This window comes from Paraplanobispora siamensis (assembly GCF_016863175.1).
Classification (GTDB): Bacteria; Actinomycetota; Actinomycetes; order Streptosporangiales; family Streptosporangiaceae; genus Planobispora; species Planobispora siamensis.
In genome coordinates, this window is record NZ_BOOJ01000002.1 from 147,959 (window position 1) to 171,464 (window position 23,506).

At 71.1% G+C, this 23,506-nt stretch carries 22 protein-coding genes; 15 read left to right on the forward strand and 7 right to left on the reverse strand.

Features of this window, described 5'->3' with window-relative positions:
• The first annotated feature begins 260 nt into the window (after nt 1-260).
• From Psi01_RS00865 to Psi01_RS00875, 3 genes are all read left to right on the forward strand, one after another.
• Nucleotides 261-1,634: a glutamate-cysteine ligase family protein gene (locus tag Psi01_RS00865; RefSeq protein ID WP_239126881.1), complete on the forward strand. Its 1,374-nt coding sequence runs from the start codon at nt 261-263 to the stop codon at nt 1,632-1,634.
• A 128-nt stretch (nt 1,635-1,762) separates the two neighbouring features.
• Entirely contained in the window at nt 1,763-2,026 is a 264-nt protein-coding gene (locus Psi01_RS00870) for a WhiB family transcriptional regulator (RefSeq protein ID WP_204061943.1), read from the forward strand.
• On the forward strand, nt 2,023-2,937 hold the full coding sequence (locus tag Psi01_RS00875) for a CPBP family intramembrane glutamic endopeptidase (RefSeq protein WP_239126885.1): 915 nt from the start codon (nt 2,023-2,025) through the stop codon (nt 2,935-2,937). Before Psi01_RS00870 ends, Psi01_RS00875 begins: the two co-directional genes overlap by 4 nt.
• Before the next feature lie 27 nt (nt 2,938-2,964).
• On the opposite strand, the gene Psi01_RS00880 is transcribed toward Psi01_RS00875, so the two are convergent.
• Together Psi01_RS00880 and Psi01_RS00885 are read right to left on the reverse strand one after the other, a co-directional pair.
• Entirely contained in the window at nt 2,965-3,714 is a 750-nt protein-coding gene (locus tag Psi01_RS00880) for an ABC transporter permease (RefSeq protein ID WP_204061944.1), read from the reverse strand.
• Between the two features lie 70 nt (nt 3,715-3,784).
• Nucleotides 3,785-4,504, reverse strand: coding sequence for a PIG-L deacetylase family protein (locus Psi01_RS00885; protein WP_204061945.1), 720 nt, complete (start codon nt 4,502-4,504; stop codon nt 3,785-3,787).
• A gap of 138 nt (nt 4,505-4,642) precedes the next feature.
• On the opposite strand from Psi01_RS00885, the gene pcrA reads away from it, so the two are divergent.
• On the forward strand, nt 4,643-6,874 hold the full coding sequence (gene pcrA, locus Psi01_RS00890) for a DNA helicase PcrA (RefSeq protein ID WP_204061996.1): 2,232 nt from the start codon (nt 4,643-4,645) through the stop codon (nt 6,872-6,874).
• Between the two features lie 105 nt (nt 6,875-6,979).
• Here pcrA and Psi01_RS00895 read toward each other — a convergent pair whose 3' ends face one another.
• Nucleotides 6,980-7,834, reverse strand: a complete 855-nt coding sequence (locus Psi01_RS00895; RefSeq protein ID WP_204061946.1) for a hypothetical protein — start codon at nt 7,832-7,834, stop codon at nt 6,980-6,982.
• Nucleotides 7,835-8,022: 188 nt separating this feature from the next.
• A complete protein-coding gene (locus tag Psi01_RS00900) occupies nt 8,023-8,874 on the reverse strand; it encodes a hypothetical protein (protein WP_204061947.1) in 852 nt (283 codons plus the stop codon).
• A 452-nt stretch (nt 8,875-9,326) separates the two neighbouring features.
• Between Psi01_RS00900 and icmB the strand changes: the two genes are divergently transcribed.
• The 4 genes from icmB to Psi01_RS00920 all read left to right on the forward strand — a co-directional run bounded on the left by icmB (nt 9,327) and on the right by Psi01_RS00920 (nt 13,846).
• Nucleotides 9,327-9,734, forward strand: a complete 408-nt coding sequence (gene icmB, locus Psi01_RS00905; protein ID WP_203877742.1) for a coenzyme B12-dependent isobutyryl CoA mutase small subunit — start codon at nt 9,327-9,329, stop codon at nt 9,732-9,734.
• Nucleotides 9,735-9,876: 142 nt separating this feature from the next.
• Nucleotides 9,877-11,058 carry an ADP-forming succinate--CoA ligase subunit beta gene (gene sucC, locus Psi01_RS00910; protein WP_204061948.1) on the forward strand — a complete coding sequence of 394 codons (1,182 nt, stop codon included), beginning with the start codon at nt 9,877-9,879 and terminating at the stop codon, nt 11,056-11,058.
• Nucleotides 11,058-11,933 carry a succinate--CoA ligase subunit alpha gene (sucD, locus tag Psi01_RS00915; RefSeq protein WP_204061949.1) on the forward strand — a complete coding sequence of 292 codons (876 nt, stop codon included), beginning with the start codon at nt 11,058-11,060 and terminating at the stop codon, nt 11,931-11,933. Before sucC ends, sucD begins: the two co-directional genes overlap by 1 nt.
• Before the next feature lie 254 nt (nt 11,934-12,187).
• Complete coding sequence (locus tag Psi01_RS00920) at nt 12,188-13,846, forward strand: cell division protein PerM (protein WP_204061950.1); 1,659 nt, start codon at nt 12,188-12,190, stop codon at nt 13,844-13,846.
• A gap of 80 nt (nt 13,847-13,926) precedes the next feature.
• On the opposite strand, the gene Psi01_RS00925 is transcribed toward Psi01_RS00920, so the two are convergent.
• Nucleotides 13,927-14,337, reverse strand: a complete 411-nt coding sequence (locus Psi01_RS00925; RefSeq protein ID WP_204061951.1) for a hypothetical protein — start codon at nt 14,335-14,337, stop codon at nt 13,927-13,929.
• Nucleotides 14,338-14,421: 84 nt separating this feature from the next.
• On the opposite strand from Psi01_RS00925, the gene purN reads away from it, so the two are divergent.
• The 4 genes from purN (at nt 14,422) to Psi01_RS00945 (ending at nt 18,214) form a co-directional block, all read left to right on the forward strand.
• Nucleotides 14,422-15,057 carry a phosphoribosylglycinamide formyltransferase gene (gene purN / locus Psi01_RS00930; RefSeq protein WP_204061952.1) on the forward strand — a complete coding sequence of 212 codons (636 nt, stop codon included), beginning with the start codon at nt 14,422-14,424 and terminating at the stop codon, nt 15,055-15,057.
• A 118-nt stretch (nt 15,058-15,175) separates the two neighbouring features.
• A complete protein-coding gene (gene purH, locus Psi01_RS00935) occupies nt 15,176-16,720 on the forward strand; it encodes a bifunctional phosphoribosylaminoimidazolecarboxamide formyltransferase/IMP cyclohydrolase (RefSeq protein ID WP_204061953.1) in 1,545 nt (514 codons plus the stop codon).
• A 337-nt stretch (nt 16,721-17,057) separates the two neighbouring features.
• Entirely contained in the window at nt 17,058-17,240 is a 183-nt protein-coding gene (locus Psi01_RS00940) for a hypothetical protein (RefSeq protein WP_204061954.1), read from the forward strand.
• 116 nt (nt 17,241-17,356) lie between these two features.
• Nucleotides 17,357-18,214, forward strand: a complete 858-nt coding sequence (locus tag Psi01_RS00945; RefSeq protein ID WP_204061955.1) for a bifunctional methylenetetrahydrofolate dehydrogenase/methenyltetrahydrofolate cyclohydrolase — start codon at nt 17,357-17,359, stop codon at nt 18,212-18,214.
• Nucleotide 18,215: 1 nt separating this feature from the next.
• Here Psi01_RS00945 and Psi01_RS00950 read toward each other — a convergent pair whose 3' ends face one another.
• Entirely contained in the window at nt 18,216-18,872 is a 657-nt protein-coding gene (locus Psi01_RS00950; RefSeq protein WP_204061956.1) for an FHA domain-containing protein, read from the reverse strand.
• 181 nt (nt 18,873-19,053) lie between these two features.
• On the opposite strand from Psi01_RS00950, the gene Psi01_RS00955 reads away from it, so the two are divergent.
• The 3 genes from Psi01_RS00955 (at nt 19,054) to Psi01_RS00965 (ending at nt 21,786) form a co-directional block, all read left to right on the forward strand.
• The gene (locus tag Psi01_RS00955) at nt 19,054-20,175 is read left to right on the forward strand and encodes a citrate/2-methylcitrate synthase (protein ID WP_204061957.1); all 1,122 of its coding nucleotides are present in this window, start codon (nt 19,054-19,056) and stop codon (nt 20,173-20,175) included.
• Complete coding sequence (locus tag Psi01_RS00960; protein WP_204061958.1) at nt 20,172-20,441, forward strand: DUF3017 domain-containing protein; 270 nt, start codon at nt 20,172-20,174, stop codon at nt 20,439-20,441. The genes Psi01_RS00955 and Psi01_RS00960 overlap by 4 nt, the downstream gene beginning before the upstream one ends.
• A gap of 130 nt (nt 20,442-20,571) precedes the next feature.
• The gene (locus Psi01_RS00965; RefSeq protein ID WP_204061959.1) at nt 20,572-21,786 is read left to right on the forward strand and encodes an NADP-dependent isocitrate dehydrogenase; all 1,215 of its coding nucleotides are present in this window, start codon (nt 20,572-20,574) and stop codon (nt 21,784-21,786) included.
• 114 nt (nt 21,787-21,900) lie between these two features.
• On the opposite strand, the gene Psi01_RS00970 is transcribed toward Psi01_RS00965, so the two are convergent.
• A complete protein-coding gene (locus Psi01_RS00970) occupies nt 21,901-23,478 on the reverse strand; it encodes an RNA polymerase sigma factor (protein ID WP_204061960.1) in 1,578 nt (525 codons plus the stop codon).
• Nucleotides 23,479-23,506: the final 28 nt, after the last annotated feature.

A 23,506-nucleotide genomic window follows, 5' to 3' on the forward strand; every position in this document is an offset into this window, starting at 1 on the left:
CGTCTCGGGTGAGGGCGCCGTTCGGCGAAATGCGTCACGATGCCGATCGGCCGGTCCGCCGCCGGATTGAACCCGTGCGGTGTGATGCCCGTCACACGGGTGGCACAACGGCCAGGTGACCTCCGCGCTCATGTACGGCGCGCATCTCGTGTGCGACTCTGCGGAATATGGGCCGAGACGTACCTGCAATGGTGTTCAGCCGAGAAGACCGGAAACGCTACCGGGACAAGATCCATATCTGCCTCGACGTCCTCGCGAGGATGCTCAACGACTCCCGTTTCGACTTCGAGCAACCGAAGGCCGGGCTGGAGATCGAGCTCAACCTGGTGGACGACCGCGGCGAGCCCGCGATGAAGAACGCCGAGGTGCTGGCCGCCATCGCCGAGCCCGACTGGTCCACCGAGCTGGGCCAGTTCAACGTCGAGATCAACGTCGTGCCCGAGTCCCTGGAGGGGGACGGCGCCGCGCGGCTGGAGCGGGGCGTCCGGGACCGGCTCAACCGCGCCGAGCAGCGGGCGGGCACGGTCGGCGGGCACACCCTGCTGGTCGGCACCCTCCCCACGTTGCGGGAGAGCGACCTCAACGAGGGCACGCTGTCGGCCAACCCGCGCTACCACCTGCTCAACGAGCAGATCTTCGCGGCCCTGGGCGAGGACCTCCACCTGTTCATCGAGGGTGACGAGGTCCTGGACACCTACGCCGACAGCATCGCCCCCGCCTGCTGCACCAGCACCCAGCTCCATCTCCAGGTCAGCCCCGAGTCGTTCGCCGCCCACTGGAACGCGGCGCAGACCATCGCGGGCGTGCAGGTGGCGGTGGCGGCCAACTCGCCGTTCTTCTTCGGCCGGCGTCTGTGGCAGGAGACCAGGATCCCCCTGTTCCAGCAGGCGGTCGACACCCGCACCGTCGAGCTGAAGGCCCAGGGCGTGCGGCCGAGGGTGTGGTTCGGCGAGCAGTGGATCACCTCGGTCTTCGACCTGTTCGAGGAGAACGTGCGCTACTTCTCCACGCTGCTGCCGCTGTGCGAGGACACCGACCCGAGGCAGGAACTGGCCAGGGGCACGGCCCCGCAGCTCGACGAGCTGACCCTGCACAACGGGACCATCTACCGGTGGAACCGGCCGGTCTACGCGGTCGTGGACGGCGTCCCCCACCTCCGGGTGGAGAACCGGGTGCTGCCCGCGGGCCCGTCGGTGGCCGACATCGCCGCCAACGCCGCCTTCTTCTACGGGCTCATGCGGGTCCTGCCGTACGCCGACCGCCCGGTGTGGACGCGCATGTCCTTCGCCGCGGCCGAGGACAACCTGAACGCCGCCGCCCGCCACGGGCTGGACGCCCGCCTCTACTGGCCGGGGCTGGGCGAGGCGCCCGCCCCCGAGCTCGTCCTGCGCCACCTGCTCCCGCTCGCCTACGAGGGGCTGGACCTGTGGGGGGTGGACCCCGAGCCGCGGGACCGGCTGCTCGGGATCATCGAACGGCGGTGCGTGACGGGCAGGACCGGGGCGCGCTGGCAGACGGACACGGTGGAGGCGCTCGACAAGGGCGACAGGTACGAGGCGCTGCGCCGGATGACCCTGCTGTACATGGAGCACATGCACGGCAACGAGCCCGTCCACACCTGGCCCACGGCCTGAGCCCGTCACCCGCGCGTTCGCCGCGGATACCTCGCCGTGGTTACCCCGGAATCCACCGGAAGGCTGATGTCGCAGGTCCGGGGGCCGCCTAGGCTGATGGCCGGTGATCCACCAGGGGGTGATGTCTCATGCGGATGAACGTCCGCGAGATCGGCTGGGCCGCGCGGAGCGCCTGCCGGGGGAGTGATCCGGAGCTGTTCTTCCCGCTGTCGCCGTCGGCGGAGCAGGAGTCGCGGGCGAAGGCGATCTGCGCCCGCTGCCCGGTGATGGACGACTGCCGCGCCTACGCCGTGCGGGCGGGCGAGCCCGAGGGGATCTGGGGAGGCCTCACCGTGCAGGAGCGGCGCGGCCTGCGCTTCCCGGCCGGATGGCGTCGCAGGGAGGCGGGATGAGCCGCCTCGCCGCGGCCGTGCGGGCCCTGCCCAGGGGGGCGGCCCGCCTCGCGGCGGCCGTGCGGACCTCGCCCGGCGGGGCGGCCCTCCTTGCGGCGGTCACGCGGACCTCGCCGGCGGCGACGGCCGCTTCCGGCACGCCCGCGTCCGGCACCTCCGCCAAGACGCTCGCCGGCGTGGTGGGCGTGATGGTGGCGGCCAACGTGCTCAACAACCGGATCGCGCCCCGCCTGGCCCCGGCCACCTCGGCCGCGGCGACCGGGGCGATGCTCGCCATGGCCCGCGGGTCCGGGCTCTCCTGGCCGGAGCTGGGCTTCCGGGACGGCGCGCGCGGCCTGAAGGTCGGCGGGGCGCTGGCCGCCGCCGTCGCCGGCGTGTACGGCGCGGGCATCGCGATCCCCGCCACCCGCCGGTTCTTCCGCGACGAGCGCGCCCTGGCCCTGTCGTGGCCCCGCGTGCTGGAGGAGGCCCTGGTCCAGGTGCCGTTCGGCACGGTCCTGCTGGAGGAGGTGGGCTTCCGCGGGGTGCTGTACGGCCTGCTCGCCCGCTCCCACGGGACGCTCACGGCCACCGGCGTCTCCTCGGCCCTGTTCGGCCTCTGGCACATCCTGCCCGCGATCGACATGAGCAGGGCCAACCCCGCGCTGGCCCATGTGATGGAGATAGAGGAGTGGCCGGAAGAACTGGGCGAGCGGCCCGAAGAACTGGGTGAACGTCCGGCGGGAGAGCGGGCCATGGAGCCCGCGGAGGTGGCGCGGGTGGTGGCCGGGTCGGTGGTCTTCACGGCGCTGGCCGGGATCCTGTTCTGCGAGCTGCGCCGCCACAACGGCCTCGTCGCGCCCTCGATGCTCCACATCGCCACCAACTCGCTGGGCTATCTCTTCGCCAAGATCGCTCCGAAGGACCCGTGAGGCCCGCCCCTCCGGGGGGTCGCGACCTCAGGAGGGCGGCGCCTCCCCGGTGAGGCGGCCGCGGGCCACCAGCTCCACCGTGACCAGTACGGCCACCGCCTCGGCGGCCAGCAGCGCGACCAGCACGACCAGCTGCACCACCCCCGCGTGGATCGGGTCGGCCCCGCCCAGCAGCATGCCCACGAAGGCTCCCGGCAGCGTGACCAGGCCCACGGTCCTGGTCTGGTCGAGGGCGGGGACCAGCGCCTGCGCCGCCGCCGGGCGGCAGATCTCCAGCGCCGCGTCCCGGCCGGAGAAGCCCAGCGAGAGCGCCGCCTCCACCTCGCCGCGCCGCTGGAGGAGCTCGTCGGCCGCCCGGCGCCCCGCCAGCGCCGTGGCCGTCAGGCACCCTCCCAGCAGGATGCCGGCGACGGGGATCAGCGCGATGCCCTGCGGCGGGACGGTCCCGGTCCCGGCCAGGAGCAGGAAGATCGGCAGGCTCCCCGCCCCGATGGGGACGGCGGCCCACCAGGCCGCCCGGCCCGCGATGACCCTGCGTCCCGCGGTCACGCTCGCCACGCCGTACATGACGAGTATGAAGGCGGCCGACGCGAGCGGCCGCTGGGCCGCCCACACGATGATCAGAGAGACCGCGCCGAGCTGGACGACGGCGCGCAGGCACGCGGTCAGCACGGCCCCGCCGTGCCCGAGGCGGCCGAGCACGGCGACGGCGGCGCCCGCGAGGGACAGCAGGGCCACGACGACGGCGGTGACCGGGGAGACGGCGATGGTGCTCACGGGACAAGAGCATCCCCCACCCCGCGGACGCGGCCCCGGCCGCCCCGCGTCAGGCGGGACCGGCGATCCCTCAGGGAGTGGGGACCCGCTTGAAGGACTCGACGTAGCGGCCGTCGCCGAAGCCCGCGTTCCTGGCCAGGAAGGAGAAACGGGCGCGCACGTTGTCCTCGAAGCCCTCGAGGTGGCCGACCTGGCTGGCGTGCGCGCGCAGCGCGGCGAGCTTGCGGTCGAAGGAGTCGGTGACGTCCACGTGGTGGTCGGGGGACTCGCCGCCGTTCAGCCAGACCTCCGGGACCGTCCACGCCTCCAGTCCCTCCTCCAGCAGCAGGTCGGGGAAGGCGTAGGGGTTGCGGGCGTCGGGATAGACGGCGTCGAGGGCGGCGCCGCCGACCGCGCGGTGGTCGGGGTGGCTGGGGGCGATGAACGCGTAGTTGCGCTCGGGGGTGTGGGTGATCACCAGGTCGGGACGGACCTGGCGGATGACCCGGGTGATGTCGCGCCGCAGATCCAGGCTCTGCTCCACGACCCCGTCCCGGTAGCCGAGGAAGCGCAGGTCGTGCACCCCCACGACCTTGGCCGCGGCGGTCTGCTCGGCGCGGCGGAGCCCGGCCATCCCGCCGTTGTCCAGCTCGCGGTCGAAGCCGCCCGCGTCGCCGTCGGTGACGATGCAGTAGGTCACCTCGACGCCCCGGTCGGTGAACTGCGCGATGGTCCCCGCGGCGGCGAAGTCGACGTCATCCGGGTGCGCGGTCACCGCGAGCACCCGGGTGATCTCGTTGTCAGACGGCATTCGGGGTCCTTCCGATCTTCACGTTCCCGGCCATCGATCACAACCGCGGGAAAGTCCGTTCGATTCCTTCGCCTCACCCGGGCACGGTTGTCGGCGAACCGCCTTAACCTAGGGGACGTGTCGATCCCAGCCGCTTCTATGACCCATCCGTTGCTCGACGGACTCAATCCGCAACAGCGCGAGGCCGTCGTGCACCAAGGCAGCCCGCTGCTCATCGTCGCGGGCGCCGGTTCGGGCAAGACGCGGGTGCTGACCCACCGGGTGGCCTACCTGCTGGCCGAGCGGGGCGCGCACCCGCAGGAGATCCTGGCGATCACCTTCACCAACAAGGCCGCCAAGGAGATGAAGGAGCGGGTCGAGAAGCTCGTCGGTCCGCGCTCGGCGGCGATGTGGGTGATGACCTTCCACAGCGCGTGCGTGCGGATCCTGCGCCGCGAGGCCAGGCGGCTGGGCTTCCCCTCCGGGTTCTCCATCTACGACCAGGCCGACTCCCAGCGTCTGATGGCGATGGTCTGCCGCGAGATGGACCTCGACCCCAAGCGCTATCCGCCGCGCTCCTTCTCCGCGCAGGTCAGCAACTTCAAGAACGAGCTGATCGACTACGAGACCGCCCTGGACCAGGCGTCCACGCACATGGAGCGCACGCTCGCCGAGGCCTACCGCACCTACCAGCAGCGGCTGACCGAGGCCGGCGCGATGGACTTCGACGACCTGATCATGCTTACGGTCACGCTGCTGCAGATCTTCCCCGACGTGGCCGAGCACTACCGCCGCCGCTGGCGGCACGTCCTCGTCGACGAGTACCAGGACACCAACCACGCGCAGTACACCCTGATCCGCGAGCTCGTGGGCACCCCCGAGCTGCGCACCGCCGACGGCGAGCTGGTCAGGGAGGGGTCGGCGGGGATCGCCCCCGCGGAGCTGTGCGTGGTGGGTGACGCCGACCAGTCGATCTACGCCTTCCGCGGCGCGACGATCCGCAACATCCTGGAGTTCGAACGCGACTACCCCGAGGCCCGGACGATCCTGCTGGAGCAGAACTACCGCTCCACCCAGACCATCCTGTCGGCCGCCAACGCGGTGATCTCCCGCAACGAGAGCCGCAAGCCCAAGAACCTCTGGTCCGACCAGGGCGCCGGTCCGAAGATCGTGGGCTACGTCGCCGACGACGAGCACGACGAGGCCATGTTCGTGGCGCAGGAGGTCGACCGGCTCGCCGACGAGGAGGGCGTGGTCCCCGGCCAGGTGGCCGTCTTCTACCGCACCAACGCCGCCTCGCGTGTCTTCGAGGAGACCTTCATCCGCACCGGCCTGCCGTACAAGGTCGTGGGCGGCGTGCGCTTCTACGAGCGCAAGGAGGTCCGCGACCTGCTGGCCTACCTGCGGGTGCTGGCCAACCCCGGCGATGTGGTCTCGCTGCGCCGGATCCTCAACGTGCCCAAGCGCGGCATCGGCGACCGCGCCGAGGCGATGGTCGAGGCGTTCGCCGCCCGCGAGCGGATCCCGTTCATCGACGCGCTGCGCCGGGCGGACGAGGCCCCCGGCATGGCCACCCGCTCGGTCAACGCGATCAAGGAGTTCGTCGCGCTCCTGGACGACCTGATCCTCAAGGCCGAGGGCGTGCCCCCGTCGGTGCTGGCCCAGGAGGTCCTGGTCGGCACCGGTTACCGGGCCGAGCTGGAGAACTCCGGAGACCCCCAGGACGAGAGCCGTCTGGAGAACCTGGACGAGATGATCTCGGTGGCCTCGGAGTTCGAGGAGGCCAACCCCGAGGGCACGCTCGTGGAGTTCCTGGAGCAGGTCTCGCTGGTGGCCGACGCCGACCAGATCCCGACGAGTGACGGGGGACAGGGCGTCGTCACGCTGATGACCCTGCACACCGCCAAGGGCCTGGAGTTCCCGGTGGTCTTCCTGACCGGGATGGAGGACGGCGTCTTCCCGCACATGCGCTCCATGGGCGAGCCGAAGGAGCTGGAGGAGGAGCGCCGCCTGGCCTACGTCGGCATCACCCGGGCCGAGCGCCGCCTCTACGTCTCACGGGCGGCGGTCCGCAGCTCGTGGGGGGCGCCGTCCTTCAACCCGGCCTCCCGGTTCGTCGGCGAGATCCCCACCGAGCTGGTCGACTGGCGCACCGACCCGGGCAAGAACGCCTGGAGCGCCGCCACCGCCCGCCGCGAGCCCTCCCGTACGGCCGCCGCCAGGAAGGGCGGCCGTGCCGTCCCCAACCTGAAGCCGGGCGACCGCGTCACCCACGACCAGTACGGCCTGGGCACGGTCATCTCGTGCGACGGCGACAAAGCGAAGATCGATTTCGGCAGCGGCGGAGCCAAGACCCTGGTACTGGCCTACGCCCCCCTGGAGAAGCTCTGACCTGAAGAGGGAGCCGGCGAGGGCCGGGCGGACCCGCCGGACGGCGGTCCCGGACGGCCTCCTCGCAGCTGAGGAGCGCCGGGACCGCCGCCGGACGGGATCGGCTCAGCGACCGAGCGGGATCGGGATGTTCTCGGTGTCCACTTCCTCGTCGAGATCGCCGGGCCTGGCGACCTGGTCGGCGGGCGGCGCCTTGACACTGACCTTGGCGCCCCAGCCGCTGTAGCGGGTGTCGGAGGTGAGGGTCATGTCGCCCTTCACCCCGAGGCCCGCGCCGGCGTAGGAGGTGGTCAGCCGGGCCGGCAGCCGGTTCGCGCCCAGGGCCAGCTTCCAGTTGATCACGACCTTGGCCTGCTTGGCGGACGGCTTGCCGCCCATCAGCGTCGCCCGGAGCCAGGGCGAGACCTTGTACAGCTCACCGAAGGTGATCTTCCCGGAGTAGGCGCCGGGGCGCTTGACCGCCGCGTGGGCCAGCAGCGCCCTGAGCGTCGCCGGCTCGGCGGCGTTGACCGGCTGGCTGAGCATGCCGGTGAGCCCCAGCGCGGGCTCGGGGACGCGCAGCCAGGTCTTGTCCTCCGGCAGGAACTCCCCGAAGAAGCCGCCGGAGATGTAGGAGGCGTTCTTGACGGTGATGACCCGCTCGGGCTTGCTCAGCCCGGCCAGGCCCTCCGGGGCCTCCTCGTCGTCAACCTCCGGGAAGTTCAGCTTCCCGGTCTGGTCGGAGGCGGCGATGCCGGAACGGCCGAACTGGAGCGTGCCCTTGCGGCGCGAGATGATCTCGCGCTGGCCGTCCACCTCGCCCTTGGTGACATCGCTGTAGCTCACACCGCGGCCGGCGGCCAGCTGCTTCTTCAGCGCCGAGAGGGGGTCGGGCGCGGTCTGCGCGGCGGCGGCCGTGGGAACGGTCAGAGCCGCGGCCGCCGCTGCGGTGACGGCCAGACCGGTGACGAAACGCTTCACGTGGATTCTCCTGGGGTTCCCTCCGCCCCGTAATGGGAGGGGTCCGGGAATTCTGGCCGCACAAGATCACGATCTTGTCTCAAGCGAGGTGGGATATCGAGAATTAATTGTGGATATATCGTGTGTGTACCGTGCAGAAAGCAGCCGACTGTGGAGAACAAGAGCGGCTGTGGAAAAGGAAGCGCGCGTCAGCCGATCGGGAGGGTGGGCGGCGGGGAGAAGTCGCCGCCGACCCGGCCGGCGTCGGCGGTGTCCTCGGGGGGCGGGGGCGAGAGGGTGACGTCCGAGCCCCACGAGGTGTAGCGGGTGTCGGCGACCGTGGTCGTGGGCGTCTTCCCGGCGGGCTGCCGCCAGGTGGTCGTCAGGCGGCGGACCAGGTTCGAGCGGTCGAGCCAGAGGCGGAACCCGACGGGGATCCTGGCGCTCTTGCCCTTGGGCGGCCCGGCGAGCCGGTCGCGGAGCGAGGGGGAGACCTTGTACAGCGTGCGCAGGCTCACCGCGCCCTGCAGGTAGGTGCCGGAGGCGAGCTTGCGCTTCACCGCGGCGTGGGAGAGCAGGGTGCCCAGGGTCGCGGGCTCGAAGACGTTGACGATCTGCGGGAACGTCGCGGTCTGCTTGATGTTCGCCGGGCCGATCAGCCCCAGCCAGTGCTTGCCCTCGGGCAGCCACGTCTCGTAGCCCGGCCCGGAGAGATAGGCCTCGTTCGGGAAGCAGATCACCCGGGTCGACCCGACGTTCTGACCGGTCAGGTTCTCGAACTCCTTGATCGCCCCGCGTCCCGCCTCCGTCCGGCCCGTGGTGTCCGTGGCGTACACCCCGGAGGCGTCGAACTCCACCTTGCCCCTGCGCCAGATGGTGACGACCGCCTTGCCGTCCTTGTAGACCCGCCCGACGTCGGAGATGCGCAGTCCCACGTGCTCGGCGAAGTGCCGTTTCAACGCGGTCACCGGCGACGGCGGCGCCTTCGCCGCCTGCGCCGTCCCCACCGGCAGCATCGAGCCGACCAGCGCCGCCGCGACCAGAGTGGCCCACCGTCTCATGGAGCGTCTCCCTCAGCAGGGGTCAAGATCCGCCAACCTAGGCGACCCGGCCCCTGCCGACTACGCCGCGGGCCAACAACTCCGTGTCCTGCTTTGCGCGTGTGTGAGCCGGTACGGCGGGCGGAGGAGGGCTGCGTCATGACGCCGGAGGCGTACGAGGGGTTTTGAAACGCGGAGATGAAACACCTCGCGGGCATTCTCGCGAGGCCCATCACCGACTTCACGAAAGGATCGGCCGGCGGATTCCCCGAACGGATCTGACAGCGGAATATCGGAGAGTGTGATGCGCCGATGGGGGTGATCCGGCGGGCCCGGCACGATTCATATCGGATCTCGGATGGCGGGGGTCGCGGCGGGAACCGTACCGAGCGGTGCGGACCGGCGGCCCCGGGCCGGTTACGCTGCGGGCAGCCGCAATGCCGTGAATGTGGCGCAGACGAGGAGGTCTGTAGATGGATGCCGTGTCGAGAATCCGCGTCGTCATCGCCAAGCCCGGGCTGGACGGGCACGACCGTGGGGTGAAGATCGTGGCGAGGGCGCTGCGGGACGCCGGAATGGAGGTCGTCTATACCGGCCTGCACCAGACGCCCGAGCAGATCGTGCGCACCGCCATCCAGGAGGACGCCGCCGCGATCGGCCTGTCGATCCTTTCGGGGGCGCACATGACGCTCTTCGCGAAGGTGATCGAGCTGCTGAAGGAGCAGGACGCGAGCGACATCGTGGTGTTCGGCGGGGGGATCATCCCGGAGGACGACATGCCGGAGCTGGAGCGGATGGGCGTCGCCCGCGTCTTCACGCCCGGAGCCACCACCCAGGAGATCGTCGAGTGGGTGCGCAGCGCCGTTCCCGCCCGCGTCTGAGCGTGACCCGGCCCCGGTGGCCTCCCCGGGCCGCCAGGGCGGCTAGGCTTCATTGGCGCGAAAATCGCCAGGCTCCCGCCCAGGCCGTGGAGCCGGCCCGCCGACATCTGTACACAAGCCGGACAAGCAAGGACGGACCCTCGTGGACCTGTTCGAACATCAGGCGAAGGAGCTCTTCGCGGAGTACGGCATCCCGGTGCCGCGCGGCATCGTCGCGCACACCGTGGAGGAGGCACGAGCGGCAGCCGAGGAGCTGACCGGCCGTGTCGTCGTCAAGGCCCAGGTCAAGACCGGTGGCCGCGGCAAGGCGGGCGGTGTGAAGGTCGCCGACGACGCCGCCGACGCCGAGCGCAAGGCCACCGACATCCTCGGGATGGACATCAAGGGCCACACGGTCCACAAGGTCCTGATCGAGGAGGCGAGCAACATCGAGGAGGAGTACTACTTCTCCTTCCTGCTCGACCGCGCCAACCGCACCTTCCTCGCGATCTGCTCCGCCGCGGGCGGCATGGACATCGAAGAGGTCGCGCACAGCACGCCGGAGAAGGTCGCGAAGGTCCCGGTCTCCCCGATCGAGGGTGTGGACCGCGCGAAGGCCCGCGAGATCGCCGTGGCCGGCGGCCTGCCGGAGCGCTCGCTGGACGGCGCCGCCGAGCTCATCGAGAAGCTCTGGGCCGCCTTCGTCGACGAGGACGCCACCCTGGTCGAGGTCAACCCGATGATCCTGTCCGCCGACGGCCAGGTGAAGGCCCTCGACGGCAAGGTCACCCTCGACGACAACGCCGCCTTCCGCCAGCCCGAGCACGAGGCCTACGCCGACAAGGCCGCCGAGGACCCGCTGGAGGCCGCGGCCAAGGCCAAGGACCTCAACTACGTCAAGCTCGACGGCAACGTCGGGATCATCGGCAACGGCGCGGGCCTGGTCATGTCCACCCTCGACGTCGTCGCCTACGCGGGCGAGGCCTTCCCCGGCCAGCCCAAGCCCGCCAACTTCCTCGACATCGGCGGCGGCGCCTCGGCCGAGGTGATGGCGGCCGGTCTGGAGATCATCATCTCCGACCCCTCCGTCAAGTCGATCTTCGTCAACGTCTTCGGCGGCATCACCGCCTGCGACGCGGTGGCCAACGGCATCGTCTCCGCCTTCCAGCTCCTGGAGAGCCGCGGCGAGTCGGTCACCCGCCCGCTCGTCGTCCGGCTGGACGGCAACAACGCCCTCCTCGGGCGGCAGATCCTGGCCGACGCCAAGCTTCCCGGCGTCGAGCTGGTCGACACGATGGACGACGCGGCCAAGCGTGCCGCCGAGCTCGCTGCGGTAGGTGCGTAATGGCTATCTGGCTGACCGAGAACAGCAAGATCATTGTTCAGGGCATGACCGGCGGGGAGGGCACCAAGCACACCCGGCGCATGCTGGCCTCCGGCGCCAAGGTCGTCGGCGGCGTCAACGCCCGCAAGGCCGGCACCGTGCACGAGGGCCTGCCGGTCTTCGGCACCGTGGCCGAGGCCATGCGCGAGACCGGCGCCGACGTCTCGGTGGTGTTCGTGCCGCCGGCCTTCACCAAGGACGCGGTCAAAGAAGCAATCGACGCGGAGATCCCGCTGTGCGTGGTGATCACCGAGGGCGTGCCGGTGCACGACACCACCGAGTTCTGGGCCTACGCGGTGGCCAAGGGGAACAAGACGCGCATCATCGGGCCCAACTGCCCGGGCATCGCCTCGCCGGGCGCCTCCAACGCCGGCATCATCCCGGCCGACATCACCACCGCCGGCCGCATCGGGCTGGTGTCGAAGTCGGGCACGCTGACCTACCAGCTGATGTATGAGCTGCGTGACTTCGGGTTTTCCACCGCGGTGGGCATCGGCGGCGACCCGGTGATCGGGACCACGCACATCGATGCGCTGGCCGCCTTCCAGGATGACCCGGACACCGATGCGATCGTGATGATCGGTGAGATCGGCGGGGATGCCGAGGAGCGGGCCGCGGCCTATATCGAGCAGCATGTGAGCAAGCCGGTGGTGGCCTATGTGGCCGGGTTCACCGCGCCGGAGGGCAAGACCATGGGGCACGCGGGCGCGATCGTGTCCGGCTCGGCCGGTACCGCGCAGGCCAAGAAGGAAGCGCTGGAGAAGGTCGGGGTGCGGGTGGGCAAGACGCCCAGCGAGACCGCCCGCCTCATGCGCGAGATCATGAAGTCCCGCTGAGGTCGTGAGAAGGGCGCCCGGTGTTCCGCCGGGTGCCCTTCGCGTGTTCCGGCGGGTGCCTTTCGCGCCTTCCGCGTGCTCCGCGGGGTGCCTTCCGCGTGTTCCGAACGGGCGTTCCGGGCGTCGAGCGGGCGTTCCGGGCGTCGTCCGTGTCCGTCCGCGGGCGGTATCACGGCCTTTCCGGTACGGGACACGCGACACGCGGGTTCGATGAGAGCACGTCCGCATCCAAGATCCTGAGACCATCGACTATTGTGACGGCCTTTCTCGACCAGCTCCGGACGGCTCCCCGAACCGTTCTCAGCCGCATCCCCCTGCCCGGCGTCACGGGTGACGACGACGTCCGCCGCCCGCTTCCCGTCTCCGGGATGCTCGCCGCGGTCTGGACGCTCGGCGTCGGACTGGCGGTGCTCACCACGCTCACCCTGATCGGCTGGATCGCCGCGCCCCGCGGGGCGGTCGGTCCCGGGCTGTCCGGGGTGTTCCGTACGGCGGCGCAGCTGTGGCTGGCGGCGCACCACGCGGGGTTCGCGATCCCCGGCGGGTCGGTGGGGCTCATCCCGCTCGGGCTCATGGTCCTGCCGGCCTTCCTGCTCTACCGGGCCGGGATCTGGATGGCCCGCGACGCGGACCTGCGGCTGCGGATGCCCGCCCGGCTGCCCAAGAACAGCCCAAAGGACGAGGCCAACGCCCGGCGCAGGGCCCAGCTCGTCCTGATCGCGCAGGCGGGCGTCTCGCTGGCGGCGCCGTACGCCCTGCTGGCCGGGGGGATCGCGCTGGTCGCCCGCAACGAGATCACCCAGCCGTTCCTCGGTGACGTGCTGGTCAGCCACCTGGCGCTGGCCTTCCTCGCCGGCGCGCTGGCCACCGTCAGGGCGATCGGGCCGTGGCGGGCGATGCTGCGCCTGCTGCCCGAGCGGGTGCGCTCGGTCGTGGTCGGTACGGCCGCCGCGACAGGGATCATGCTGGCGGCCGGCGCCCTGCTGGTCCTCGGCTCCATCGTGGTGAACTTCGGCCAGATCAGGCAGCTGACCGAGGTCCTGTCGCCGGGGATCGTCGGCGGCGCCCTGCTCCTGCTGGTGCAGGGGCTCTATCTGCTCAACACCTTCATCTGGGGGATGTCCTACATCGCGGGGCCGGGCTTCGCCGTGGGCACCGGCACGCTGATCGCCCCGACCGGCGTGCAGCTGGGCGGCGTGCCCAGCCTGCCCGTCCTGGGCGCGCTGCCGGAGGCCGGGTCCACCTCGCCCTGGGTGATGGCGGTGATCGCGGTCCCGTTCGCGGCCGGGGCGGTGGGCGGCGTCCTGCTCGTCCGGGTCGCCCCCTCGCCCTCCTACGAGGGCGCGCCGTTGTGGGGGTTCGTCTGCGGGGTGACGACCGGACTGGTGGCCGGGCTGCTGGCGGCCCTGTCCGGAGGCTCGCTGGGCGGCGCCAGGCTCGCCGCGATGGGCCCGGCGGGATGGGAGGTCATGCTCTCGGTGACGCTGGAGGTCGGCGTCGCCGCCGGGATCTCGGCGGGGCTGGCCAACTGGTGGCTGATCTTCCGGGGACAGAACGTCGCCGTGCTCAGGGCCGCCGCCAAGGTCGGTACGGCCACGGCCCCGGTCCGCAAGGCCGGCGCCAAGATCGTCAAGGCCGCGGGATCGGTGGCGAGCAAGGCCGGGTTCGCCGAGTCCGACCAGCCCCACGTGCTGCCCGGCCACTGGCTGGACGCCACCGAGTGCGACACCCAGCCCATCCCGGTCATCCGCGACGACTGGGAGGACGAGCACGCCTCGGCCGCGGAGCAGAGCCCGCCGAAGCTGCGGGACCGCGAGCCGCCCCATCCGCCGCGGCGCGACATCGTCGACGAGACCGACGACAAGGGCGGCCATGTGATCTATCTGGACCCCTACGCCTGGGACCGCGACTGACCGCCGCGCCCGGGACCATGGCTGACCGCCGGCCCCGCCCGGACGACGGGCGGCGCCGGCGGCGCGGCGATCAGATCAGATCAGGGCGGGAACGGGAACTGCAGCTCGCCGGGCTGGAGGAAGGGGAACCTCTTCTCCATGGCCCGCTCGAGCTGGTCCACGCACTCGTTCTGGGCCGTGACGGTGCCGGCTCCGATCTTGCACTCGGCGTAGGCCGCCAGCTCGTCGCTGAAGTAGAACTGCATCGCCGTGACCCCGATCGCGACCAGGAGTGCCAGCGACGAGATGACGATGCCCACGACGGCCGTGGTGACGGGCTTGGCCGCGGACTTGAGCGCGGGGACGGCGCGGATCGAGACGACGAGCGCGAAGATCGCCATGAACAGCCCCGCGACGGGGAGCATGAGCGTCAGCACGATCGCCGCGAACGCCATCCACAGCGCCCGTCGTCCCGCGCCCTCCGCGGGCCGTAGCTGGACGGGTGTCGTCACCTGCAGGACCTCCTTGCGTCACGTGAGCGGCCAGGCCGATACCCTTGCAGCGGCGTGAGTCCCCTCTTCGAATGGAGTGCGTCGGTGTCATCCCAGGCCGCTCGGCTTGTGGTTCTCGTGTCCGGCTCTGGAACAAACCTACAGGCCTTGCTGGACGCCGTGGCAGATGAGGGTTATGGTGCGCGGATCGTGGCGGTGGGCGCCGATCGCGACGGCATCGAAGGGCTGGACCGCGCTGAACGCGCCGGAGTGCCCACCTTCGTCGAGCGCGTCCCCGACCACCCGACCCGCGAGGCGTGGGACCTGGCGATCGCGGACAGGATCGCCGGGTACGAACCCGATCTGGTGGTCTGCGCGGGCTTCATGAAGATCCTCGGCAAGCCCACGCTGTCCGCCTTCCCCGTGCTCAACACCCATCCCGCTCTACTGCCGTCCTTCCCCGGGGCGCACGGAGTACGCGACGCGCTCGCCCACGGCGTGCGGGTCACCGGCTGCACCGTGATGCTCGCCGACGCCGGGGTCGACACCGGGCCGATCATCGCCCAGGAGGCCGTGCGCGTCTACGACGGCGACGACGAGCACACGCTGCACGAGCGCATCAAGGCCGTCGAGCGGGGCCTGCTCGTCGAGACCGTCGGCCGGATGGCCCGCGAGGGCTGGACCGTGACCGGCAGGACCGTCCGCATCGGGCGGCCCCGTGACCCCGGGCACGCCGGCTAGCCGGCGACCCGCGACCCCCTCGGGCGTGCCGGTTCCCCCGGGACGCCCGGCGACCTCGGACGACCCGGCGCACGAGCCGGGCGACCCGGACCACCGGAGACAACAGGAGGACCAGGAAGTGACCCGCATCGCCATCCGGCGCGCGTTGATCGCGGTATACGACAAGAGCGGCCTGGAGGAGCTGGCACGCGGGCTCGATGCCGCGGGTGTGGAGATCGTCTCCACCGGCGGCACCGCCGCGAAGATCGCCTCCTTCGGCGTCCCGGTCACCCCGGTCGAGGCGCTGACCGGCTTTCCCGAGTGCCTCGACGGCCGGGTGAAGACCCTGCACCCGCGGGTGCACGCGGGCCTGCTGGCCGACAGCGGGAACCCGGCCCACGTCGCGCAGCTCGAGGAGCTGGAGATCGACCCGTTCGAGCTGGTCGTGGTCAACCTCTACCCGTTCCAGCAGACCGTCGCCTCCGGCGCCTCCGACGCCGAGTGCGTGGAGCAGATCGACATCGGCGGCCCGGCGATGATCCGCGCCGCCGCCAAGAACCACAGCACCGCCGCGGTCGTCGTGGACCCCGCCAAGTACGGGGAGGTGCTCGCCGCGGTCGGCGCCGGCGGCTTCACCTTCACCGAGCGGCGCCGCCTGGCCGCCGCCGCCTACGCGCACACCGCCGCCTACGACACCGCGGTGGCCTCCTGGTTCGCCAACGTCTACGCCGCCGAGGGCGACGAGTGGCCGGCCTTCATGGGCGCCTCCTGGGAGCTGGCCTCGCCCCTGCGCTACGGCGAGAACCCGCACCAGCGCGCCGCGCTGTACAGCGCGGGCACCGGCGGCCTGGCGGGGGCCGAGCAGCTGCACGGCAAGGAGATGTCCTACAACAACTACCTCGACGCCGACGCCGCCTGGCGGGCCGCCTGGGACTTCGCCGAGCCCGCCGTAGCGATCATCAAGCACCAGAACCCGTGCGGCATCGCGATCGGCGCCGACGTGGCCGAGGCGCACCGCAAGGCGCACGCCTGCGACCCGGTCTCGGCCTACGGCGGCGTGATCGCGGTCAACGGCGAGGTCACCGGGGAGCTGGCCCGGCAGATCGCCGAGGTGTTCACCGAGGTCGTGGTGGCCACCGGGTTCAGCGACGAGGCGCTGGCCGTGCTGACCGGCAAGAAGAACATCCGGCTGCTGGCCTGCCCGCAGGGCCCGGCCAACCCGGCCGAGTTCCGCCGGATCGACGGCGGTCTGCTGGTGCAGACGGCCGACCGGGTGGACGCGTCCGGCGACGCGCCCGGGACCTGGGAGCTCAAGGCGGGGCCCGCGGCCTCTCCGGAGGTCCTCGCCGACCTGGCCTTCGCCTGGAAGGCCTGCCGCTCGGTGAAGTCCAACGCGATCCTGCTGGCCTCGGACGGCGCGAGCGTCGGCGTGGGCATGGGCCAGGTCAACCGGGTCGACTCGGCCCAGCTCGCGGTCACCCGCGCGGGCGAGCGCGCCAAGGGGTCGGTGGCGGCCTCCGACGCGTTCTTCCCGTTCGCCGACGGCCCCGCCATCCTCATCGAGGCCGGGGTGAAGGCGATCGTGGAGCCCGGCGGCTCGATCAGGGACGACGAGGTGATCGCCGCGGCCGAGGCCGCCGGGATCACGCTCTACTTCACCGGCACCCGTCACTTCTTCCACTAGAGGTTCGAAAGGATCTTCCGGGGGAAGGGGTCCCGCCCGAGGGCGTGATGATCCCTCCCCGGCCGTGGCGGTCCCGGCGGCGAGGCGCGTAAAGCCGCCGGGACCGCCACGGTCATCGACATTTCCCCGGAGAACTTTCCGGAAGACCTACACCGGAGGCGCGGGCCGCCGATACTGCTGGTGTCGCTCTCGTTCGGTCCCCATCGGGTCACAGCGCTGATGCCTGTGGGATAGGTGACAAGAGAGTGGCGAAATAAGCAGGTTGCTTTGGGTTTAATCGGGCTTTTGCCGTGGTTAGCCTGAAGCGTTCCTTTCCTAGGCCCGCTGGAGACCTCCCATGCCGATGCTCGACTTCATCCTGCCCGCCCTCGTGATGATCGGCGGGTTCTGGAAGACCCCGGTCGCCCTCGTGGTGATCGCGCTCGGCTCGGCGTACCTGAGCGGCAAGGCCGTGGAGGTCATCCCCTTCACCCGCAGGATCATCGAGCGCCGGGAGGCCCGGGAGGCCGAGCGCGGCTGAGCCCGCCCTCCGGCCCCCTCATGAGGGCCGTCTCATGAGGGGCCGTCTCATGAGGGGCCGTCCCATGAGGGTGCCGGGAGCCCGCTCCCGGCCGGTCCCATGAGAAGGTTGGCCCTATGAGCGCGCAGATTCTGGACGGCAAGGCCACCGCAGCGAAGATCAAGGCAGACCTCACGGCGCGGGTGGCCGCGCTGAAGGAGCGGGGGATCACCCCGGGGCTCGGGACGGTCCTGGTGGGCGACGATCCCGGCAGCCAGATCTACGTCGCGGGCAAGCACCGCGACTGCGCGGAGGTCGGCATCGCCTCCATCCGCAAGGACCTTCCGGCCAACGCCACCCAGGCGGAGCTCGACGAGGTCATCGACGAGCTCAACGCCTCACCCGAGTGCACCGGCTACATCGTGCAGCTCCCGCTGCCCCGGCACCTGGACACCCAGGCGGTGCTGGAGCGCATGGACCCCGCCAAGGACGCCGACGGCCTGCACCCGGTCAACCTCGGGCGCCTGGTCCACATGGTCGACGCCCCACTGCCCTGCACACCGCACGGCATCGTGCTGCTCCTGCAGGAGTACGGCGTGCCGATCAAGGGCGCCGAGGTCGCCGTGGTCGGCCGCGGCATCACCGTGGGCCGCTCGCTCGGCCTGCTGCTGACCCGCCGCACCGAGAACGCCACCGTGACCCTCTGCCACACCGGCACCCAGGACCTGGCGGCCCACACCCGGCGCGCCGACATCGTGGTCGCCGCCGCGGGCGTCCCGCACCTGATCACGGCGGACATGGTCAAGCCCGGCGCGGCCGTGCTCGACGTCGGCGTCTCCCGGGTCGACGGCAAGATCGCCGGTGACGTCGCCCCCGACGTCAGGGACGTCGCGGGCTTCTTCTCGCCCAACCCCGGCGGCGTGGGCCCGATGACCCGGGCCCTGCTGCTGGCGAACGTGGTCGAAGCGGCGGAGAAGGCCGCCGGGAAGGCCTGACTCAGGACGCCCGGCGGTTGCCCACCGTGGTCGTGGCCGGTGACGACTCCGGGGTGCCGGTCGCGCGCTGCGACGGCACCACGGGGGTCGGCCTGACCAGCCCCAGGGCGACGACCTCGTTGGCCAGCCTGGTGCGCCGGTTGGTGCCCTCCGGGATCCGGAACTTCTGATAGAGCCGCAGCAGATGCTGCTTGACCGCGGCCTCGGTCACCACCAGGTCGTCGGCTATCTCCCGTGCGGTGGCCGGCGCGACGAACGCCTCGTCCGACAGCGCGGGACGGCACAGCGACGTCAGGACGTCGACCTCCCGTCGGGTCAGCTCCGGCGCCGCGGCGCGGCGGAGCTCGACCTCGGGGGCGAAGTCCTCGCGGGGGACGCCGCCGATCCTGCCGCGAGCGGCACCGAAGGAGACGACGTCGCCGTCGTCCAGGACCCTCCGGGCGATCGGCCTGCCGTTCACCCGTGTGCCGTTGCGGGACAGGCCCAGATCAACGACGTACAGGTAGGGTCCGCGCCTGACGAATTCCGCGTGCAGCCGGGACACACTCGGATCGGTGAGCCGGATGTCCACACCCCGGCCTCGCCCGATCGTTGTGATCTCGGGGCGCAACGGGACCACCTCACCGGTGTCCTCGATGCGTATGAACGGCCCCTCCACGGCAGTTCCTCCCCAGGTAGCCCGCCGTAACTATTACTACAGCTCCGGCTTACCCAAACGAGGGGATGCGGAATCTCCTTTGCCAGAAGCAGAATCCTTCGTGAAATTGGTCTGGACCTCTCGGGGAGGTTTGTGCTGCTCACGGGTAGACTTCGGGCGAAGATAAGCGGAGGAAACACTCATGGCGGACAAGCCCACCAAAGGCCTCGCCGATGTCGTGGCCGCGTCCACAGCGCTCAGCGACATCGACGGCCAGGCCGGTCGCCTCTTCTATCGTGGGTACGACATCCACGACCTGGCCGGCCGCACCACCTTCGAAGAGACCGCCCGCCTGCTGCAGTGCGGGAAGCTCCCGAACCGGGAGCAGCTGACCGCCTACGGGGCGGAGCTCGTCCGGGGCCGCACCCTCGGCCCCCTCGTCGAGGCGAACATCCCGGAGATCGCGGAGAAGCAGGCGCCCATGGAGGCCCTGCGCACGCTGGTCTCCCTGGCCGCCGCCGACGATCCCGACAAGGACTCCAACAGCTCCGAGGCGAACCTGCGCAAGGCCGCCAGGCTGACCGCGCAGCAGCCTCTCCTGGTGGCCCGCTACCACGGGGCCAGGACCGGGACCGCGGTGCCCGACCCCGATCCCGAGCTGAGCATCGCGGCCAACTTCCTTCTGCAGATCACCGGCCGCCCCGCGGACTCCCGCGCCGTCGAGCTCTTCGACACCTGCCTGGTCCTGCACGCCGACCACACGATGAACGCCTCGACGTTCGCCGCCCGCGTCTGCGCCGCGACCCTGTCGGACATGCACTCGGCCGTCGTCGCCGCCATCGGCACCCTGAAGGGCCCGCTCCACGGCGGCGCCAACGAGCAGGTCATGCGCACCCTGGAGTCGCTCGACCCGAGCGGCGTGGCCCAGGCCGTACGGGACAAGCTCGCCGCCGGTGAGAAGATCATGGGCTTCGGGCACCGGGTCTACAAGACCGAGGACCCCCGCGCCACGCACCTGCGCCGGATGTCGCAGGAGCTCGCCGAGGCCTCGGGCGACGACACCTACTACCGGATGTCCAAGGAGATGGAGGAGGTCGTCTTCGAGACCAAGGGCCTCTATCCCAACGTGGACTTCTACGCCGCGACGGTCTACCACTACCTCGGCATCCCGACCGACCTGTTCACGCCTGTATTCTCGGTCAGCCGCATGTCCGGATGGACCGCCCACGTCATCGAGCAGCACGCCGACAACCGCCTGATCCGGCCGGACAGCGAGTACATCGGCGAGCGCGACCAGAAGTGGAAGTCGATCGACGAGCGGTGAGCACGACTGAAGAGCGCTGGGGACCGTACCCGCTGATTCTCGTGGGTGCGGTCCTCGCCGTGGCGTACGCGGCACTCGTGGCCCCCTACTGGGGCGCTTTCGCGCTGGGCGCCGTCATCGCGCTGGGCGCCGTCGTACGGCTGGCCGGGGGTGGACGGCTGGCCGTACGGAAGAAGGCGACGGATGTCGTCACACTCGGCGGTCTCGGCCTGGCGCTCATGGCGGGCGCCCTCGTCCTCCAATATTCGGATCTCATGCCGTTCTGAGCTCCGTACCGCCATAAGTCGGATGACCGGGTGGCCCGCGAACCGCGGGCGCCCGTCCGATAGCCTCAACGGTCAGTGAGCCTCAAAAGGACTGTCTGGCCAGTGTTCGTTCAGAAGGGGAACCACACGCATGCCCAAGATCAAGGTAGAGGGTCCCGTCGTCGAGCTTGACGGCGACGAGATGACCCGGATCATCTGGCAGTTCATCAAGGACCAGCTGATCCTTCCCTACCTCGACGTCGACCTGAAGTACTACGACCTCGGCATCGAGCACCGCGACGCCACCGACGACCAGGTGACGATCGACGCGGCCAACGCGATCAAGGAGCACGGTGTCGGCGTCAAGTGCGCCACCATCACTCCGGACGAGGCGCGTGTCGAGGAGTTCGGCCTCAAGAAGATGTGGAAGTCCCCGAACGGGACCATCCGTAACATCCTCGGCGGTGTCATCTTCCGCGAGCCGATCATCATGTCGAACGTGCCGCGGCTCGTCCCGGGCTGGACCAAGCCGATCGTCGTCGGCCGTCACGCCTTCGGCGACCAGTACCGCGCCACCGACCTGAAGGTGCCGGGCGAGGGCACGCTGACCCTCACCTTCACCCCGAAGGACGGCTCCGAGCCGATCGAGCTGGACGTCTACGACTTCCCGGGCTCCGGCGTCGCGCTGGCGATGTACAACCTGGACGAGTCCATCCGCGACTTCGCCCGCGCCTCCATGCGCTACGGCCTGGCCCGCAACTACCCGGTCTACCTCTCCACGAAGAACACGATCCTGAAGGCCTACGACGGCCGCTTCAAGGACATCTTCGCCGAGGTCTACGAGACCGAGTTCAAGAAGGACTTCGAGGCCGCCGGCATCTCCTACGAGCACCGCCTGATCGACGACATGGTCGCCGCGGCGCTCAAGTGGGAGGGCGGCTACGTCTGGGCCTGCAAGAACTACGACGGCGACGTCCAGTCCGACACCGTCGCGCAGGGCTTCGGCTCGCTCGGCCTGATGACCTCCGTCCTGATGACCCCCGACGGCCGCACCGTCGAGGCCGAGGCCGCCCACGGCACGGTGACCCGTCACTACCGTGAGCACCAGAAGGGCAACCCCACCTCCACCAACCCGATCGCCTCGATCTTCGCGTGGACCCGGGGTCTGCAGCACCGCGGCAAGCTCGACAACACCCCCGCGGTGATCGACTTCGCCGAGAAGCTGGAGCAGGTCTGCATCGAGACCGTCGAGGGCGGTCAGATGACCAAGGACCTCGCCCTGCTCGTGGGCGGCGACGCCAAGTGGCTGACCACCCAGGACTTCCTGGCGGCCCTGGACGAGAACCTCAAGAAGAAGATGGCCTGAGCTTCTCCTTCGGAAGGGCCGCTCCGCGAGGGGCGGCCCTTTTCCTTTGTCCGACGATGCCTTCCCCGACGATGCCTTCCCCGGCGCTGTCTCCCGGAGGTGTCGTCGCGCCCGTCATCGAGCCGTGAGGGCGCCCAGGGCGATCCGGTCGGCCGCGGGCAGGTCCGGCAGGCGGCGGGACTGCCCGCTGACCGCGTGGACCCGGTACAGGCCGGAGGCGTCCCCGCCGGTCAGCGCGACGACGACCTCCCGGGCGTTCAGCCAGCCGACGACCTCGCCGGTGACGCCCGAGCCGGACGAGGGCAGCGGCAGGCGCTTGAAGACCCGCCGGGCGGTGGCGTCGACGATGTGGATGATGCCCTCGCCTCCCGCGTCCGCCTGCGCGACGGCGGCGGCGTACCGGCCGGTGGGGGAGTCCTTCCAGGCGGGATAGCGGGTACGGAGCCAGTCGGCGGCCTGCTCGGCGGGCGTCCGGTCGCCGGGGGACGGGCGGCTGGCCGACCCGGTGGCGAAGTCGGTCCGCAGCCGGCCGGTCGCCAGGTCCACGGTGAAGCGGCGGCCGTCCCCGGAGACGCTGACCGACGGGCCGCGCTCGACGTCGGCGGGGGTGAGCGCGGGCGACAGGTACCTCCTGGTCCCGGTCGGCAGGTCGTGGGCGACGTACCGGAGGTCGGCCGCGCTCAGGTAGGCCACGCGGTGGCCGTCGGGGCTGATGACCGGGCTGAGCGTGCGGTGGGCGCCGTCGCCGTACCCCAGGCTCTGGACCGCGTCGGGGACCTCCAGCGTGGTCTCGCGGGGCCCGCCGGACGCCTGCCCCCGCTCACCACCGGGGGCCAGCTTCAGCCTCCAGCCCGCGCACAGGACCTTTCCGGCCCAGGGCGTCTCGGGGCGCGCGCCGCACTCGCCGGGGACGGCGTAGCGGATCACGGAGGAGGTGCGGGGCGCCTGCCAGGGCGCGGGGGACGCCTTGGTCGAGACCGGCGTCTCGGGAGACGCCGTGGAGGAGTTCGACGGCTCGGGGGACGCCGACGGCGCGGGGGAGGCGGAGGGGTTCGCGGAACCCGCGGATTCCGGGGCGCCTGTGGAGCCCGGGGAGTCCGCCGGTGTCCCGGCCGACGCGGGCGAGGTCGTCGTCGCCCGGGACTGCGGGGCCTTCTCGCCCAGGGCCAGGGCGGAGGTCCACGACTGTCCCTGCGGGGTCAGGGTCACGATGAGCCCGGCCATCACCAGCACGGCGAGCGCCGTCAGCAGGGCCCTGCGGCGGCCGCGGCGGCGCAGGGCCTTGAAGGAGCGCTCGGACAGGTCGGGCACGGAGGCCTCGCCCGCCTGCGTGGCGAACCTGTTGGCCAGCCGCTTCCGGTCGCCCTTGGTCAGGGTGGCCAGCGCCTCGGTGACCTCCGCCTCCACCGTCTCGACGGGCAGATCGAGGATGTCGGCCATCTCGGCGGGGGTCCTGCCGTTGTGCAGGCAGGCGACGACGATGAGGCGGCGCCGGGCCGGGAGCCGTACCAGGGCGGTGGGCCCCGCGGCGGTGGGCCGCCGCAGGAAGGCGTGGTAGAGCGTGACGAAGGCGTGCTGGGTGGGGTTCTCCCACGCGGTGGGGGGCCAGGCCAGGCCGACCGTGCGGAAGGCCTTCAGGACGAGGCGGATGGCCTGGTCGTGGCTGCCGGTCAGGAGCAGGGCGGTGCCCACGAGGGAACGCTGATCGCGTTGGACGAAC

Bases quoted from the DNA above. Each gene is read 5' to 3' on its own strand.
- Psi01_RS00865 (WP_239126881.1), top strand. From the start codon at position 261: ATGCTCAACGACTCCCGTTTCGACTTCGAGCAACCGAAGGCCGGGCTG.
- Psi01_RS00870 (WP_204061943.1), top strand. From the start codon at position 1,763: ATGCGGATGAACGTCCGCGAGATCGGCTGGGCCGCGCGGAGCGCCTGC.
- Psi01_RS00875 (WP_239126885.1), top strand. From the start codon at position 2,023: ATGAGCCGCCTCGCCGCGGCCGTGCGGGCCCTGCCCAGGGGGGCGGCC.
- Psi01_RS00885 (WP_204061945.1), bottom strand. From the start codon at position 4,504: ATGCCGTCTGACAACGAGATCACCCGGGTGCTCGCGGTGACCGCGCAC.
- pcrA (WP_204061996.1), top strand. From the start codon at position 4,643: ATGACCCATCCGTTGCTCGACGGACTCAATCCGCAACAGCGCGAGGCC.
- Psi01_RS00900 (WP_204061947.1), bottom strand. From the start codon at position 8,874: ATGAGACGGTGGGCCACTCTGGTCGCGGCGGCGCTGGTCGGCTCGATG.
- icmB (WP_203877742.1), top strand. From the start codon at position 9,327: ATGGATGCCGTGTCGAGAATCCGCGTCGTCATCGCCAAGCCCGGGCTG.
- sucD (WP_204061949.1), top strand. From the start codon at position 11,058: ATGGCTATCTGGCTGACCGAGAACAGCAAGATCATTGTTCAGGGCATG.
- Psi01_RS00940 (WP_204061954.1), top strand. From the start codon at position 17,058: ATGCCGATGCTCGACTTCATCCTGCCCGCCCTCGTGATGATCGGCGGG.
- Psi01_RS00945 (WP_204061955.1), top strand. From the start codon at position 17,357: ATGAGCGCGCAGATTCTGGACGGCAAGGCCACCGCAGCGAAGATCAAG.
- Psi01_RS00955 (WP_204061957.1), top strand. From the start codon at position 19,054: ATGGCGGACAAGCCCACCAAAGGCCTCGCCGATGTCGTGGCCGCGTCC.
- Psi01_RS00965 (WP_204061959.1), top strand. From the start codon at position 20,572: ATGCCCAAGATCAAGGTAGAGGGTCCCGTCGTCGAGCTTGACGGCGAC.